The organism is Noviherbaspirillum album (genome assembly GCF_035916955.1).
Classification (GTDB): domain Bacteria; phylum Pseudomonadota; class Gammaproteobacteria; order Burkholderiales; family Burkholderiaceae_D; genus Noviherbaspirillum; species Noviherbaspirillum album.
Map to the genome: position 1 here is coordinate 337,600 of NZ_JAWIIV010000001.1, position 15,678 is coordinate 353,277.

Annotated in this window: 11 protein-coding genes; 2 read left to right on the forward strand and 9 right to left on the reverse strand. The window is 61.3% G+C overall.

The features are described 5' to 3' along the window. Positions 1–306 precede the first annotated feature (306 nt). On the forward strand, positions 307–4,416 hold the full coding sequence (locus RY831_RS01465; protein WP_326504552.1) for a DUF4214 domain-containing protein: 4,110 nt from the start codon (positions 307–309) through the stop codon (positions 4,414–4,416). Between the two features lie 108 nt (positions 4,417–4,524). Here RY831_RS01465 and gdhA read toward each other — a convergent pair whose 3' ends face one another. After that, positions 4,525–5,868, reverse strand: coding sequence for an NADP-specific glutamate dehydrogenase (gdhA, locus tag RY831_RS01470; protein ID WP_326504553.1), 1,344 nt, complete (start codon positions 5,866–5,868; stop codon positions 4,525–4,527). Between the two features lie 227 nt (positions 5,869–6,095). Next, a complete protein-coding gene (locus RY831_RS01475; RefSeq protein ID WP_326504554.1) occupies positions 6,096–6,275 on the reverse strand; it encodes a hypothetical protein in 180 nt (59 codons plus the stop codon). 38 nt (positions 6,276–6,313) lie between these two features. On the opposite strand from RY831_RS01475, the gene RY831_RS01480 reads away from it, so the two are divergent. Further along, positions 6,314–6,931, forward strand: coding sequence for an HAD family hydrolase (locus tag RY831_RS01480; RefSeq protein ID WP_326504555.1), 618 nt, complete (start codon positions 6,314–6,316; stop codon positions 6,929–6,931). 340 nt (positions 6,932–7,271) lie between these two features. Here the strand turns inward: RY831_RS01480 and RY831_RS01485 are convergent, their stop codons facing one another. The 7 genes from RY831_RS01485 to icmF form a co-directional block, all read right to left on the reverse strand. Continuing rightward, the gene (locus RY831_RS01485) at positions 7,272–7,811 is read right to left on the reverse strand and encodes an RNA polymerase sigma factor (RefSeq protein ID WP_326504556.1); all 540 of its coding nucleotides are present in this window, start codon (positions 7,809–7,811) and stop codon (positions 7,272–7,274) included. Between the two features lie 383 nt (positions 7,812–8,194). Next, a complete protein-coding gene (locus tag RY831_RS01490) occupies positions 8,195–8,467 on the reverse strand; it encodes a hypothetical protein (protein ID WP_326504557.1) in 273 nt (90 codons plus the stop codon). A gap of 155 nt (positions 8,468–8,622) precedes the next feature. Beyond that, positions 8,623–9,351 (reverse strand): nitroreductase, encoded by a 729-nt coding sequence (locus tag RY831_RS01495; protein WP_326504558.1) that lies wholly within the window; start codon positions 9,349–9,351, stop codon positions 8,623–8,625. After that, on the reverse strand, positions 9,344–10,120 hold the full coding sequence (locus tag RY831_RS01500; RefSeq protein ID WP_326504559.1) for an enoyl-CoA hydratase: 777 nt from the start codon (positions 10,118–10,120) through the stop codon (positions 9,344–9,346). The genes RY831_RS01495 and RY831_RS01500 overlap by 8 nt, the downstream gene beginning before the upstream one ends. Positions 10,121–10,184: 64 nt before the next feature. Further along, positions 10,185–10,445 (reverse strand): hypothetical protein, encoded by a 261-nt coding sequence (locus RY831_RS01505; RefSeq protein WP_326504560.1) that lies wholly within the window; start codon positions 10,443–10,445, stop codon positions 10,185–10,187. A 16-nt stretch (positions 10,446–10,461) separates the two neighbouring features. Continuing rightward, positions 10,462–12,267 carry an acyl-CoA dehydrogenase family protein gene (locus RY831_RS01510; protein WP_326504561.1) on the reverse strand — a complete coding sequence of 602 codons (1,806 nt, stop codon included), beginning with the start codon at positions 12,265–12,267 and terminating at the stop codon, positions 10,462–10,464. Positions 12,268–12,351: 84 nt separating this feature from the next. Then, positions 12,352–15,630: a fused isobutyryl-CoA mutase/GTPase IcmF gene (gene icmF, locus RY831_RS01515; RefSeq protein ID WP_326504562.1), complete on the reverse strand. Its 3,279-nt coding sequence runs from the start codon at positions 15,628–15,630 to the stop codon at positions 12,352–12,354. Positions 15,631–15,678 lie beyond the last annotated feature (48 nt).

Genomic DNA, 15,678 nt, shown 5'->3' on the forward strand with positions numbered 1-15,678 from the left:
TGAAACTCTTTCCATGTAGCACTATTTCGCCTATATTCCGAGATGGGAGAGCGGCGTCCGCGCTCGATATTGCTTTCTCAAGTTACCGATGCGCGGGCCCGTGGAAAGAGCAGGCGATTGAAGCAAGCAAATTCGCAAGGCCATTTTCCCTGTCCGAACAACATTGTCCGGCAGTTCCTTGGCGCTGGCGGCGATGCACTTGTCCACAATCTTTCTCATTTTCCTTCCCGCATAGCGATCAGTTCCGCCAGATTCATCTGAATCCGGCGGACTCATGCGCCGTTGAATCACAATCAGATGAATAGCGTGGTCAAAAATTTTGTACAACAGCTGTACCGGAACATTCTCCTGCGGGATGGGGAAACCGAAGGTATCGCGCACTGGGCCGGACTGGCCGGGAATGGCCTGACTTCGGTTGAGATGGTAAAGGGCTTCATCACATCTTCGGAGGCGCAATCCATCACGGCAGTGCTGCGCCTGTACCAGATCTTCTTCGGTCGCGCGGCGGACATTGACGGCCTGCGCCACTGGGTCAATTCCCTGCAAAGGGGATCGAGCCTGAACGACATTGCATCCGCTTTCTCCCGATCGGAAGAATTCAAACAACAATATCCGAACGCTTCCGCCGGCGATGTGGTTGAGATTTTCTATAACAACCTGTTCGCAAGGGCTAGCGATGCCGACGGCAAGAGTCATTGGTTGAACCTGGTCGAGCGCGCAGGATGGACCCTTGGCCAAGTAGCGGCGGCGTTCACCGCATCCAGTGAGGCAACCGCGGCGCAAGGCCCTGCTACCCGCTTCGCGGAAAGCTATCTTGCGTTGCGCTCGTCAAAGGGGGGCGCCCCGTCGACGGAATCCGTGAAAGCCCTCGCCGGGCATCCCTTGCTTCAGGCGATCACCGAGCTTCAGACAGTAAAAGGAACAGTCCTGGCGGGTACGATTGAGCAGGTGCATGTGTACCGGTCCATCGATGAAGTCAAGCTGGAAACCCTCTCACTGTCCCCGGTTGAAGCCGACGCCAGTGGGCGCTTCGTACTCACGGGAGGTTATGGAAGCTTGTATGCTGCCGGCGGCAGGGATATCACAACCGGAGCAGCGAACAACAGATGGCTAGCGACAGTGGTGAATGCCAACAGCGGCGAGATCGTAATCACTCCTCTGACAGCCATCGTTCATGCACTCAGCAGGCAAGGAACCGGCATTGCGGATGCGGTCGCGCTGGTCAATAGCGCTTTCGGCATCGACCCCGGCGTCGATCTGCTGTCCTTTCATCATCTCGACAAGGCGACTTCGGATACTTCTTCGACGGCCGATAGAAAGAATGCGTTGATTATCAAAGGCGTCATTGCGCAACTATCCATATTGACCGAAGGCGCGGAAATTCTGTTGAAAGGCATGCCGGGAAGTGGCAGCGTCGATACCAGAATGGTCTCGCTCCTTGTTGCCGAGGCACTGGCGGATACCATGGCCAATGCTTCCGCACGAGGAAAGCCTTATCAAACCGGCACCCTGCTCGGCCTCGATAGACTTGATGTCGTTTCGCAATTAATGGCGGACAGCCTGCGCAGGTTCGAAGCGACAGGCCTTGACCCATTGAGAATCGCGGCGGCCAATCAACGCGACGGCCTTGCAGCCGATGCGGCGAAGATTATCACTACGTTCAATACGCCGATCAGCAAAACCGTACAATTCACCGGCAACTTGCCTGCTCTTGAATCGAGCAATCTGATCGATGCGATTTCCCTGATCGCCAAAACGGAAGGATTTGCAATCAGCGAGCTACAGGCATTGATCGGAACGGGCATGCAGGATGGCAGCCTGTCGGATGAGGCGGCCCTCCTGATGAGCAGGGATCTTGGTGTCGCTGTACGTGCCTTCGTCATTGGAAAAATCTCTAACGGCATCGAAAGCACGAATGCCGGCGCCATCATCGACCGCATCTTCAATGCCACGCCACCCGCTGGACAAGGCGATGCCATTCCGTCGCCGGATTTCCACGTCACCAATACGCTTGGAAAATTCAACTTCAGCGGCAGCGCCACTGGCAACATTACGCTTGCAGTTGACGCGGACAACGTGATTTCATTCTCGCGAGGCGGGATCACGGCGGCTACGAAAGGCTCGGCACTTTCAACTGTCATCATCGAACTCTCCGCGCACCAGACCCTCGAGCTGACGAATTCCCAACTGGGACAGATGGTCAACTTCACCATCAAGGGCAGCGGCAACCTCATCATTCAGGGAGCCCTGGCGATCGCAACGCTGAATGACCTACATTTTGACGGCTTCACCGGAGGATTGAGCTATCGAATCCAGGATACGCCAGCCAACATTCTCAACGCGGCGCCGGCAACGCTCAGCAACGCGCAGGAGGTGACTGTCATCGCGGGGACGAATGCGTTCTACAGCGTCGCCGTCGCCACGGAACTGCTGTCCCGCCTGACGAACAGGGCAGGCCTGACACTGGGCGTCGTTGATACCGCATCCGCCTTGCTGTCCAATCATGCCATCACCGGCGTCACCGCCTACAAGCTGAGCGCGGACGCCAATGACCTGAGTGTCGCCAATGCCGCTGCGCTGGTCGGCATCGGCGGTTTCGGCGCAGACGGGAAGAACATCACCGTACAGGACACGGCGGCGGCAATACTGGCCAATCACTCGATTACCGGCGTTTCAATCTATAAGCTAAGCGAAAACGCCGACAATCTCAGCGTAGCAAATGCCGTGACCCTCGTCGGCATCGGCGGCGGAAACGGCTTCAGCGCAAACGGCAAGACGATTACCGTGCAAGACACCGCCGCCGCGATACTTGCCAATCATTCCATGACCGGCGTATCAAACTATAGGTTGAGCGAAAACGCTGACAATCTCAGCGTAGCAAATGCCGCGATCCTCGTCGGCATCGGCGGCGGAAACGGCTTCAGCGCAAACGGCAAGACGATTACCGTGCAAGACACCGCCGCCGCGATACTTGCCAATCATTCCATGACCGGCGTGTCAACCTATAGGTTGAGCGAAAACGCTGACAATCTCAGCGTAGCAAATGCCGCGATCCTCGTCGGCATCGGCGGCGGAAACGGCTTCAGCGCAAACGGCAAGACGATTACCGTGCAAGACACCGCCGCCGCGATACTTGCCAATCATTCCATGACCGGCGTGTCAACCTATAGGTTGAGCGAAAACGCTGACAATCTCAGCGTAGCAAATGCCGCGATCCTCGTCGGCATCGGCGGCGGAAACGGCTTCAGCGCAAACGGCAAGACGATTACCGTGCAAGACACCGCCGCCGCGATACTTGCCAATCACTCCATGACCGGCGTATCAATCTATAGGTTGAGCGAAAACGCTGACAATCTCAGCGTAGCAAACGCCACCATTCTGGCGGGCCTCAACGACTTTGAAGTCAACGGCAAGCAATTTACCGTCCAGGATACTGCAGCGGCGATTCTCGCCAGTCACGCCATTGAAGGAGTAACAGCGTACAAGGTGCTCGATACCCACACGGCGATATTAAGCCAGCATGCCGGCATGCCCTATGTCACCGCTTTTCTTTTGAGTGCCGATGCCATGGACATGTCGGTCGCTGATGCCTCGGCCTTGTCGGCCGTTAATGGCTTCGGCGTCAACGGCCATGTCTTCTCGGTGAAAGACTCCTTCAACGCAATTCGCGCCAATCACACCATTTCCGGCGTAACGAAATATCAGCTGGACAGCAATACGTCTATCGACAATATCCAGTTGCTGCAAAGCGAAGGACTTGCGCTTGCAAACCTGCGTTACGTGATCGCCGATCTCGCATCCGCAATCGGAGCGGCGGACACCAGCTTGCTCAATGGCGCGGATGCAATGTTCATCTCGGCCTCGTCCGGCAATGACAACATTGATCTCAACCGCGGCGGCACCGTCACCGTGCGCGTCAGTATTGACCTGGGCGCCGGCGACGACAACATTCTCGGCAGCGAAGGCGAAGACCATATCAACGGAAATATTGGCGCCGACACGATCGATGGAGGAGCCGGCAGAGACCTTTATATCTATTCGGACAAGGGCACCGATTCCCTGGTGAATTCCGGATCGGCCGCCGCCGCGGGCTTTGATGTTGTCAATACCAGGGGCGGAGACGGTTTCTACATCGCAGCGTTCTCTGCCCTGCATACCGTACTGAATATCGCGAATCCAGTCAGCGGCAGCGGAACAGACTTGCTTGCCGCGCTGGACGCGACGTATGCATCGGTCAAGGTGGCAAACAATGATGTCATGTTTGCGCGGTTTCTGAACGGCAGCCAGTACCTTGTGATCAACGATGGACAGGACAGCAATACGGGCATCAATGCGTCCGATACCGTGATCAAGATCGTCGGTTCCGGTCTGCCCGCAGTCGCGGCTTTTAATCTACTGCTGTTCAATGCGGAATAGATCCGCCGCCGATGCTTCACTGCCTTGGAAGACGGGTTGGGCAATGCATGAGCCTACCTGCCGCACGCGGCGCGTGCAGCAGGTAGCTTCCATGGACAGAGCGGAGAGTTAGATAATGCCCTGGGCCAGCATGGCGTCGGCCACCTTCACGAAGCCGGCGATGTTGGCGCCGTCCACGTAGCTGACGCCGCCATCGTCGCGCCTGCCGTACTGCAGGCAGGCCGCGTGGATGCCTTGCATGATCTGCAGCAGGCGGGCATCGACTTCCTCGCGCGGCCATGACATGCGCTCCGCGTTCTGGCTCATCTCCAGGCCCGACGTGGCAACGCCACCGGCGTTGCTGGCCTTGCCCGGCGCGTAGAGAACGCCGGCGGCCTCGAATGCCTTGGCGGCATCGATAGTGGACGGCATGTTGGCGCCTTCGGCCACGCACATCACGCCGTTCCTGATCAGGGTTGCGGCATCATTGGCGTCCAGTTCGTTCTGGGTGGCGCAGGGCAGCGCCACATCGGCCGGCACATGCCAGGGCCGCACGCCGGCTTCGAACTGAACGCCGGTGCGTTGCGCATAATCACTGACGCGGCCGTAATAATGATTCTTCACCTCCATCAACACCGCGAGCTTCTCGGGAGTGAAACCTTCGGTATCGATGATGGTGCCGCTGGAGTCGGACACGGTCACAACCTTGGCGCCCAGGGCCATGGCTTTTTCCACCGCATACTGCGCCACGTTGCCCGAACCGGAGACGCTCACGCGCAGGCCGTCGAAGGAGCGTCCGCGCGTCTTGAGCATTTCCTGCGCAAAGTAAACGGTGCCGTAGCCAGTGGCCTCGGGTCGGATCAGCGAGCCCCCGAAGCTCAGGCCCTTGCCGGTGAACACGCAGTCGGCGCGGTTGGTAAGCTTCTTCATCATGCCCGTCATATAGCCGACTTCACGGCCGCCCACGCCGATGTCGCCAGCGGGGACATCGGTATCGGCGCCGACATGACGGAACAGTTCGGTGACGAACGCCTGGCAGAAACGCATGACCTCGGCCGAGCTCTTGCCTTTGGGATCGAAGTCCGAACCGCCCTTGCCGCCGCCCATGGGCAGCGTAGTGAGCGCGTTCTTGAATGTCTGTTCGAAGGCCAGGAATTTCAGTACCGAAAGATTGACCGAAGGATGAAAGCGCAAGCCGCCCTTGTAGGGGCCGATGGCCATGCTTTGCTGGATGCGGTAGCCGCGGTTGACATGCACCTGGCCATGGTCGTCCACCCAGGACACGCGGAACATCACCACGCGCTCGGGCTCCACCAGGCGGTCGAGCAATCCATGTTCGGCATACTTGGGATGTTTCGCGATGTAAGGCCACAGGCTATCCATCACTTCGGTGACGGCTTGCAGGAACTCGGGCTGGCCGGGATTACGGTCGGCAACATGTTGCAGGAATTGATGCACGGAGGCGTACTTCATATAGAGGTCCTATAAAAGAAACGGGCGGATGGGAAAGAGGAAAAGACCGAGATCCAGAAGGGGCATTTTGGCATAAAACATGCACCAAAATGGATCGGCACCTTACCCATGCCGGGAGGGCCGACAGTGTAGGTGGAGCGGTGTCGGTGCGCAGGACGACGCGAGGCGCCTGGCAGGATCCGGCATTTCCCTTGCCGTAGTGCCGGCATGAGCAGGCAACTCGGATGTTAGTGGTGCGAGCAATCGCCGGCTTTTTGCAGGCGCTTTCCGGCTTCATCGCCGTAGGGCACGGCCGTGGCCGAATGGTTCTCGAATCGATGACCGACGGCGGGCGTTGCGGCCGCAACGCCCGCACCCAACACGAGCAGTCCGCCGCAGGTAAAATTGCCGCAGACCAGCCGGAGCATTCATGCGTTCCGGCCACCACGCACAAGGAATCTGACTGATGCCCAAGAAGGAAATCATCGCGCTGGATGGAGACGGCGTCCTGCTCGACTACCATACCGCCTACCGCTTCGCCTGGGAGCGCGCCTTCGGCGTCCTGCCGGAGATCGTGGACCCGCAGGCCTATTGGGCGATGGACCGGTATGAGGTGCGCCGCCTGGAAGGCGAGGAGCGTGCGCGCTTCCGACAGTGCTTCGACCATGTGCACTGGTCCTCGCTGCCCGCATTGCCCGGCGCCGTCGAGGCTTGCCACCGATTGAACGATGCCGGCTACGAGCTGGTCTGCGTGACGGCGATCGGCATGGAATTCGAACAGGCTCGATTGGCGAACCTGCGCAATGCCGGCTTCCCCATCGAGCGGGTCATTGCCACGCCCATGTCGGTCTACGGCGACAGTCCGAAGGTGGCAGCGCTCACCGAACTGCGGCCGGTCGCTTTCGTCGATGATTATCTGCCCTATTTCGCAGGCATTCCCCCGCATGTTCATGCGGCCCTTATTCTCAGGGAACCCAACGGCAGCCCGAACGTCGGTCCCGATCTGCGTAACATCCAGTCGACGCACCAGGATCTGGCCGCCTTCGCCGGCTGGTGGCTGGAGCAGGGCCGCGGCGCGGCTTAGCGCGTTTTCGGCTTGACTGTACTGGCGATGCCGGCATGCACCCGCGCGCCTTGGCCTGCGTCGGATGCATGATCGATGTCCGCGATTGCGAGTGAACGGAAGCGATCGCAAAACCCGCGCGACTCCGATGGAACTATATCCACTCGTGCCGCCACCTACCCATTCCCGAGACAAACACGGGGGCGCAGGATGTCAGCGCAGTGCATCGGATCGTATAGGGCCAGCAATGAAAATCTTTTCTCCGTCTTCGATCGTTCCGGACTACGACAATTATTCCCTGTTCCGGCGGCGCGGTTCGGACATCATCAACACATGCGCTGTCCGAACCGGACGGCATCGCTTACCGGCATTCCTCGCGCACGGCCGCGCGCACGCGGGAGACGCGGGAACGCACCGTGCCGATCGGGATGTTCAATTGCCGCGCCGCTTCCTCATAAGTGGTCCCGCCGTCGAGCACGGCTTCGAAGGTGGCGCGCATTCCGGGATCGATGCGGCCCAGTATGTCGTGGATCTTGCCGGCGATCTGGCGCGATTCGATCACGATCATCGGATCGATGCAGTGCTGGTCGATGATCTGTTCCAGTTCCGCCTCGTCGATGGCATCGCATAACGAGGAGGTGATACGCCGCACATGGTTGCGCGCCAGGTTGAGCGCGATCCCGAACAGCCATGTGGAAGGCTTGGAGAGACCGGAGAAGCGCTCCGAGCAGCGCAAAGCTTCGAGAAATGTGGTCTGCACGACGTCTTCCGCATCTTCGGGATTGCGCACGTAACGCAGCACGAAACGGTGAAGCTGGCGATGGTACTGCAGGAATAAAGCCTTGACGTCGATGGCAACGAGGTTACCGGCATCGGCGTCCGTAGCGACGGCGTTTGTCATCGTGATCTCCCAGTTGATCTGCACTTGTGGTCTGGCTGGCGGAGCGCTTTCTGGTGGAGATTATTTTTCTATGCATGCCTGTGCCGTGACTGCACGATACCCAGCGAGTGACGCTCGGAGGAGATTTGATGAGAAATCATGAGGGATTGAAATATTTTGAGACTCGCGGCGTGGACTTCGCCGCGGAAGGCGCGGGGAACGGGTGCGCGGATGGACGTGGAAACAGGAAATAGGCCGCGCGGATGCGCACAGCGCAGCACGTCACACGTCAGCGTAGGGGAATGGCGGAGTGAGAGTGAGGGATGAACGAAGAACTGGCGACCGCAGTGATTGCGGCGATGCATTGCATGCATCGCCGCCGGCCGGCGCATGGCGCCGGCTTGTCAGTGCAAGCCGCCCTTGGGGCTCAGGTCCGTGTAGAAATCGGAGACCTGTTCCTCGACGGAAGAGATGGGCATCTGCAGGTCAAGGCCCTTGCCCTTCTCGCTGTTGCGATACATTGCCGCGCCGAGCAGCAGCAGCCTGCGCATATCCGTTTCGGAAATATTGCCCTCGATAGCGGAAAGCGCATGGGCATAAATTTCCGCAACAGTTGTCGCGTCCACATCCGCCGTCTCGGTACTTTTGATGAATTCCAGAATTTCCGTGACTGTCATGAGCACCCCATCGTCAGTACCTATTACTTACTGACCGATGGAGTTATGTCAGGTTCCTGACGCAGAAGGTCTTTCTTCTTTCCGTCGTATCCGGGGTTCCGGAGGCGCTTTATACCAATCCCAAGTCATGTCATGACTTGGGATTGGGATTGGGATTAGGTAAAGAAGCGGGCAAAACCTGCCACCGGCTCGCGTTCGGTCACCAGGCGGCCGCTGATGTCGCTCATATCCTCGACACCCAAGGACATGCTGCAAACCATCATTTCATTGTCCGGCCAGCCCAGCATCTCGCGCAGGATGGGGTGGAACTCATTGATTGCCGCCTGCGGGCAGGTTTCCAGGCCATGCGCGCGCGCCGCCAGCATGACGTTTTGCAGGAACATGCCGTAATCGAGCCAGCTGCCCTGCTGCATGATGCGGTCGATGGTAAAGAACAGGCTGACTGGCGCGCCAAAGAATTCCACGTTGCGCCGGTGCTGGGCATGCATGCGCGCCTTGTCGGCGCGGCCGATGCCGAGCAGCGTGTACAGGTCCCAGCCCACCTTGCGCCGGCGGTCGATATACGGCGCAACCCATTCCCTTGGGTAATACGGGTATTCCTCCTGGTATTTCGTGCTCTTGTCCGGATCGTCGAAGGCCTGCACCAGGCGTTCGATCACGCGCCGCTGCGTGTCGCCCGTCACCACATACACTTTCCACGGCTGGGTATTGGTGCCGGACGGCGCGCGGCTGGCGGTTTCCAGGATGGCCGCGATGGTGGCGGGCTCCACCGGCTTCGGCAGGAAGGCGCGCACGGAGCGGCGGCCGGCAATGATCTCCAGGGTCTCGTTCGCCGTCGCGACGCGGTCGGCCTGGCGATCGGCCTCACGCTCGGCTTCACTCATGGCGGAAATCCGGCTTGCGCTTTTCGAGGAAGGCCTTCATGCCTTCCTTTTGGTCCTGCGTGGCGAACAGCGCGTGGAAGCTGCGGCGCTCGAAGCGCACGCCTTCGGTGAGCGTGGTTTCGTAGGCACGGTTGACCGCTTCCTTGGCGGCGATCACGCTAGGCAGCGACATGCCGGCGATGATGGTGGCGGCATCCAGCGCTTCCTGCTCCAGCTTGTCGGCCGGCACGATGCGCGATACCAGCCCGGCCCGCTCGGCTTCCTGCGCATCCATCATGCGGCCGGTCAGGACCATGTCCATGGCCTTGGACTTGGACACCGCGCGCGGCAGGCGCTGGGTGCCTCCGGCGCCGGGAATGATGCCGATCTTGATTTCCGGCTGGCCGAATTTGGCATTGTCGGCGGCGATGATGAAATCGCACATCATTGCCAGTTCGCAACCGCCGCCCAGCGCGTAGCCGGCGACTGCCGCAATCACCGGCTTGCGCACCTGCAGGATGGTTTCCCAGTTGCGGCCGATGAAGTTGTTGCGAGTGACGTCGGACAGCGTCATCGGCTGCATCGCGGAGATGTCGGCGCCGGCCGCGAACGCCTTGGCGCTGCCGGTGAGGATGATGCAGCCGATGGCGTCATCCTTTTCCATCGCCAGCAGGGCTGCGCCGAGCGCATCCATCAGCGCATCGTTGAGTGCATTGAGCTGCGCCGGACGGTTCAGCTGCAGTATGCCGACGCGGCCTTCCTTGCGGCTCAGTACCAGTTCTTCCTGCATGGCGTTTCCTTTCATTCTCTTATGGTTGTTCGATTCAGCCGCAATGTTACCAAGACCGAGTGCATCAGGCCGGCCGGGCGGCCTGGCTGCTCAGCCGGACGATGCGGGCGACTTCCTCTGCGGGCATGCGGTCGGCGATCTCGCGGCAATAGCGCAGCGTCTCGGGCAGAACGGCAAGCCCCATGCGCTCGGCCTGCAGGCAGCGCAGCAGCGCCAGCCGCTTGTGGCCGAAGCGCACCGAGCGCTGCAGCAGGGCCTGCATGGCTTCGGCATCGCGGCCGGCGGAGGCGGCGCGCTTGAGCTGTCGGACCTGATTGCGCTTCATGCGGAATTTTTCCCGTTTACCAGGCGCTGTCGGGATAATCGAGCACGCTCGCGCCGCCGCGCTGAATGGCGGAAGCAGAGGCCGCTGCATCGGGCAGCACCTGCTCGGCGTAGAAGCGGGCGGAGACCGCGGTCGGCGCCACCGATGCTGCTACCGACGCCGCTCCTTCCCCGCCGGCCTGCAAGGCGGCCCGCAGGCGCAGCGCATGCATCCAGCCGCCGCAGACATTGCCCCACAACAGCAGGTAGGGCACGGAGCCGGCATACACTTCGCGCGCCGCGCTCTCCTGCCGTTCCAGCAGCCAGGCCACGGTGCCGCGCAGGGCGCCGCAGGCTTGCTCCAGCCGTTCGCCCAGCGCGCGCGCATCGGCATGATCGAGTTCGCGCAATGCGCGCGCATCATTGCCGATGGCGTCGATCAGCGCATAGGCGGCCGCGCCGCGGTCGCGCACCGTCTTGCGGCCGACCAGGTCGTTGGCCTGGATCGCGGTCGTGCCTTCATAGATGGTGGTGATGCGCGCGTCGCGGTAATACTGGGCGGCGCCGGTTTCCTCGATGAAGCCCATGCCGCCGAATACCTGCACGGCATCGTAAGTTATGTCCTGCGCGGTCTCGGTGAACCAGCCCTTGAGCACCGGGATCAGCAGTTCCATCCGGCTCTGCGCGTTCCTGCGCACCTCGGCATCAAGGCTTTCCGAATGGGCCATATCCTTCTGCATCGCGACATACACCGCGAGCGCGCGCATGGCTTCATTGCGGCTCTTCATGCCGAGCATCATGCGGCGCACGTCGGGATGGCGCAGGATGGTGTTGCCGAGGTTGCCGCTGCCATCCTCGCCGACGGCGCGGCCCTGCACCCTCTCCAGCGCATAGGCCAGCGCATGCTGGTAGGCGCGCTCGGATATCGACAGGCCCTGCAGGCCGACCGAGAATCGCGCCTCGTTCATCATGATGAACATGTATTCCAGGCCGCGGTTCTCCTCGCCCACCAGGTAGCCGACCGCGCCTTCCTTCTCGCCGTACAGCATGACGGCGGTCGGGCTGCCATGGATGCCGAGCTTGTGTTCGAGCGAGGCGCAGCGCACGTCGTTGCGCGCGCCGAGGCTGCCGTCGGCATTAACGAGGAACTTCGGCACCACGAACAGCGAAATGCCCTTGACGCCCTTGGGCGCATCCGGCGTGCGCGCCAGCACGAGGTGGATGATGTTCTCGGTGAAGTCGTGTTCGCCGAAGGTGATGAAGATTTTCTGTCCGCTGACGCGGTAGCTGCCGTCCTGCTGAGGCACGGCCTTGGCCTGCACCGCGGCGAGATCGGAGCCGGCGGCCGGTTCGGTCAGGTTCATGGTGCCGGTCCATTCGCCGGTCACCAGCTTGCTCAGATAGGTGTCTTTCAGATGCTGGCTGCCGGCGGTCAGCAGCGCTTCCACCGCGCCGTTGGTGAGCATCGGGCACAGCGCGAAGCTGAAGCTGGCCGCATGCCACATTTCGTCGGCGACCGTCGCCATCACCGCGCACAGGCCCTGGCCGCCGTACTGCTCGGGAAAGCGCAGGCCGTTCCAGCCGCCTTCGCAAAAGGCCTTGTACGCTTCCTTGAAGCCCAGCGTGGTGGTGACTTCGGAATTGTTCCAGCGCGCACCCTGCACGTCGCTGGCGCGGTTGAGCGGATCGATCACGTCGGCGGCGAACTTGCCGGCTTCCTCGGCAATGGCGAGCGCGGTGTCGGCATCGAAGTCGAAGCCGCAGCGGCGGGCATGCTCGTCGAGCGGAAACACCTGCCTGAGCAGGAAGGCGATGTCGGATAACGGGGGGCGGTATTGGCTCATGATCTTATGCGGCGAAGAATGGGGGATGGCACCGCCGCTCCATACATGTGAAAGAAGCGGCGGACCTGCGGGGCTCTACATGCCTTACATGCTGCGGCGGTACTGGCCGCCGACTTCGAACAGCGCGCTGCTGATCTGGCCCAGCGAGCAGACGCGCACCGCGTCCATCAGCGTTTCGAACACGTTGCGGTCTTCGATCACCGCCTGCTGCAGCTTCTGCAGCATGGCCTGCGACTTGCCGGCATGGCGCTCATGGAACTCGGCCAGGCGCTTCAGCTGCGACTGCTTTTCCTCGTCGGTGGAGCGCGCCAGTTCCAGGCTCTGCGGAATGGTGTCGCCCTTGGGATTGCGGAAGGTGTTGACGCCGATAATGGGCAGCGTGCCGTCGTGCTTGAGCTGCTCGTAGTACATCGACTCTTCCTGGATCTTGCCGCGCTGGTAGCCAGTCTCCATCGCGCCGAGCACGCCGCCGCGCTCGGCGATGCGCTCGAATTCCTGCAGCACCGCTTCCTCGACCAGGTCGGTGAGTTCTTCGACGATGAAGGAACCCTGGTTCGGGTTCTCGTTCTTGGCAAGGCCCCATTCGCGGTTGATGATCAGCTGGATCGCCAGCGCGCGGCGCACCGATTCATCGGTCGGCGTGGTGATGGCTTCATCGTAGGCATTGGTGTGCAGCGAGTTGCAGTTGTCGTAAATCGCGATCAATGCCTGCAGCGTGGTGCGGATGTCGTTGAAGTCGATTTCCTGCGCGTGCAGCGAGCGGCCCGAGGTCTGGATGTGGTACTTGAGCTTTTGCGAGCGTTCGTTGGCGCCGTATTTTTCGCGCATGGCCACAGCCCAGATGCGGCGTGCGACGCGGCCCAGCACCGTGTATTCCGGGTCCATGCCGTTGGAGAAGAAGAACGACAGGTTGGGCGCGAAATCGTCGATGTGCATGCCGCGCGCGAGATAGGCTTCGACGAAGGTGAAGCCGTTCGACAGCGTGAAGGCCAGCTGCGAGATCGGGTTGGCGCCGGCTTCGGCGATGTGGTAGCCGGAGATCGACACCGAGTAGAAGTTGCGTACCTGGTGGTGCACGAAATATTCCTGGATATCGCCCATCACCTTCAGCGAAAACTCGGTCGAAAAGATGCAGGTGTTCTGCCCCTGGTCTTCCTTCAGGATGTCGGCCTGCACCGTGCCGCGCACGTTCTGCAGTACCCATGCCTTGATCTTCGCGGCTTCGTCGTCGGTCGGCTCGCGCTTGTTGTCGACTCGGAACTTGTCGAGCTGCTGGTCGATCGCGGTGTTCATGAACATCGCCAGGATGGTCGGCGCCGGGCCGTTGATGGTCATCGAAACCGAGGTCGACGGATTGCACAAATCGAAACCGTCGTACAGCACCTTCATGTCGTCGAGCGTGGCGATGGAGACCCCGGAGTTGCCGATCTTGCCGTAGATGTCGGGGCGCGGCGCCGGGTCGGCGCCGTACAGCGTCACCGAATCGAAGGCGGTCGACAGGCGCTTGGCATCCATGCCCTCGGACACCAGCTTGAAGCGGCGGTTGGTGCGGAAGGCATCGCCCTCGCCTGCGAACATGCGGGTCGGGTCTTCGCCTTCGCGCTTGAAGGCGAACACGCCGGCGGTGTACGGGAAGGAGCCGGGCACGTTTTCCAGCATCAGCCAGCGCAGGATCTCGCCATGGTCCTTGAACTTGGGCAGCGCCACCTTGCGGATCTTGGTGCCGGACAGCGTGGTCTGCACGAGGCGCGTGCGGATTTCCTTGTCGCGGATTTTCACCACGTAGTCGTCGCCGGCATAGGCGGCCTGCATGTCGGGCCACATGGTGATCAGCTTCTTCGCTTCGGCGGAGAGGCGGGACTCGCGGTCATCGACCAGTTCGCTGACGTCGGCCGCCTTGCCGGCGGCCTGCAGCATGCGCGCCGCTTCCTGCAGATGCTGGCGCTCGCGCATCAGTTCCACCTGCGCGCCCACGTGCCGGTGATAGCCGCGCACCGTGTCGGCGATCTCGGCGAGATAGCGTGTTCGCGCCGGCGGCACGATCGCATTCTTGCCCGACGAGAAGCGAATCGATACCGGCGCCAGCTTGCCCGGCTGGGTCTTCAGGCCGTGTTCGGCCAGCGCCGGCAGCAGACCCTGGTACAGCGCGGTCACGCCGTCGTCGTTGAAGCGCGAAGCCTGGGTGCCGTACACCGGCATCTCGTCCGGCTTCTTGCTCCACAGCTCGCGGTTGCGCTGGTACTGCTTGGCGACGTCGCGCAGCGCGTCTTGCGCGCCCTTGCGGTCGAACTTGTTGATGGCAACGAAATCGGCGAAGTCGAGCATGTCGATCTTTTCCAGCTGCGAAGCCGCGCCGAACTCGGGCGTCATCACATACATCGACAGGTCCACGTGCGGCACGATGGCGGCGTCGCCCTGGCCAATGCCCGATGTTTCAACGATGACGAGATCGAAGCCGGCCACCTTGCAGGCGGCAATCACGTCCGGCAGCGCTTGCGAAATTTCCGAACCGGCTTCGCGGGTGGCGAGCGAGCGCATGAACACGCGCGACTGGCCGTTCCAGGGATTGATCGCATTCATGCGGATGCGGTCGCCGAGCAGCGCGCCGCCCGACTTGCGGCGCGACGGGTCGATGGAAATGACGGCGATGTTGAGCGCATCGTCCTGGTCGAGGCGGATACGGCGGATCAGCTCGTCGGTCAGCGAGGACTTGCCGGCGCCGCCGGTGCCGGTGATGCCAAACACCGGCGTCTTGATGACGTCGGCCGCCTTGTGCAGTTCTGTCTTCAGGCCGGGGTCGGCCTTTTCGTTTTCCAGCGCGGTGATCAATTGCGCAAGCGGACGCTGGCGCTCGGCAATGCTGCCCTGGGTGAGCGCCTCCAGCGAGGCCGGTGCATAGCTCGACAGATCGACGTCGCAGGCCTGGATCATGGAGAGGATCATGCCGACCAGTCCGAGGCGCTGGCCGTCTTCGGGCGAGAAGATGCGCGCCACGCCGTAGGCATGCAGGTCGGCGATTTCCGAGGGCACGATCACCCCGCCGCCGCCGCCGAACACCTTGATGTGAGAGCCGCCGCGCTCCCTGAGCAGGTCGATCATGTACTTGAAGTATTCGACATGGCCGCCCTGGTAGCTGGAAATGGCGATGCCCTGCGCGTCTTCCTGCAGCGCGGCGGTGACGATTTCATCGACCGAGCGGTTGTGGCCGAGGTGGATCACTTCCGCGCCGTTGGCCATCAGGATGCGGCGCATGATGTTAATCGAGGCATCGTGGCCGTCGAACAGCGAGGCGGCGGTGACGAAGCGCACCTTGTTGGCCGGCTTGTATTCGGTCAGCTTCTGGGCGATGGAGAGGTCGGTCATTGTCAGGCCCTCAATAATTCTTCAGTGATTCGGACGGATGGTTTTCAC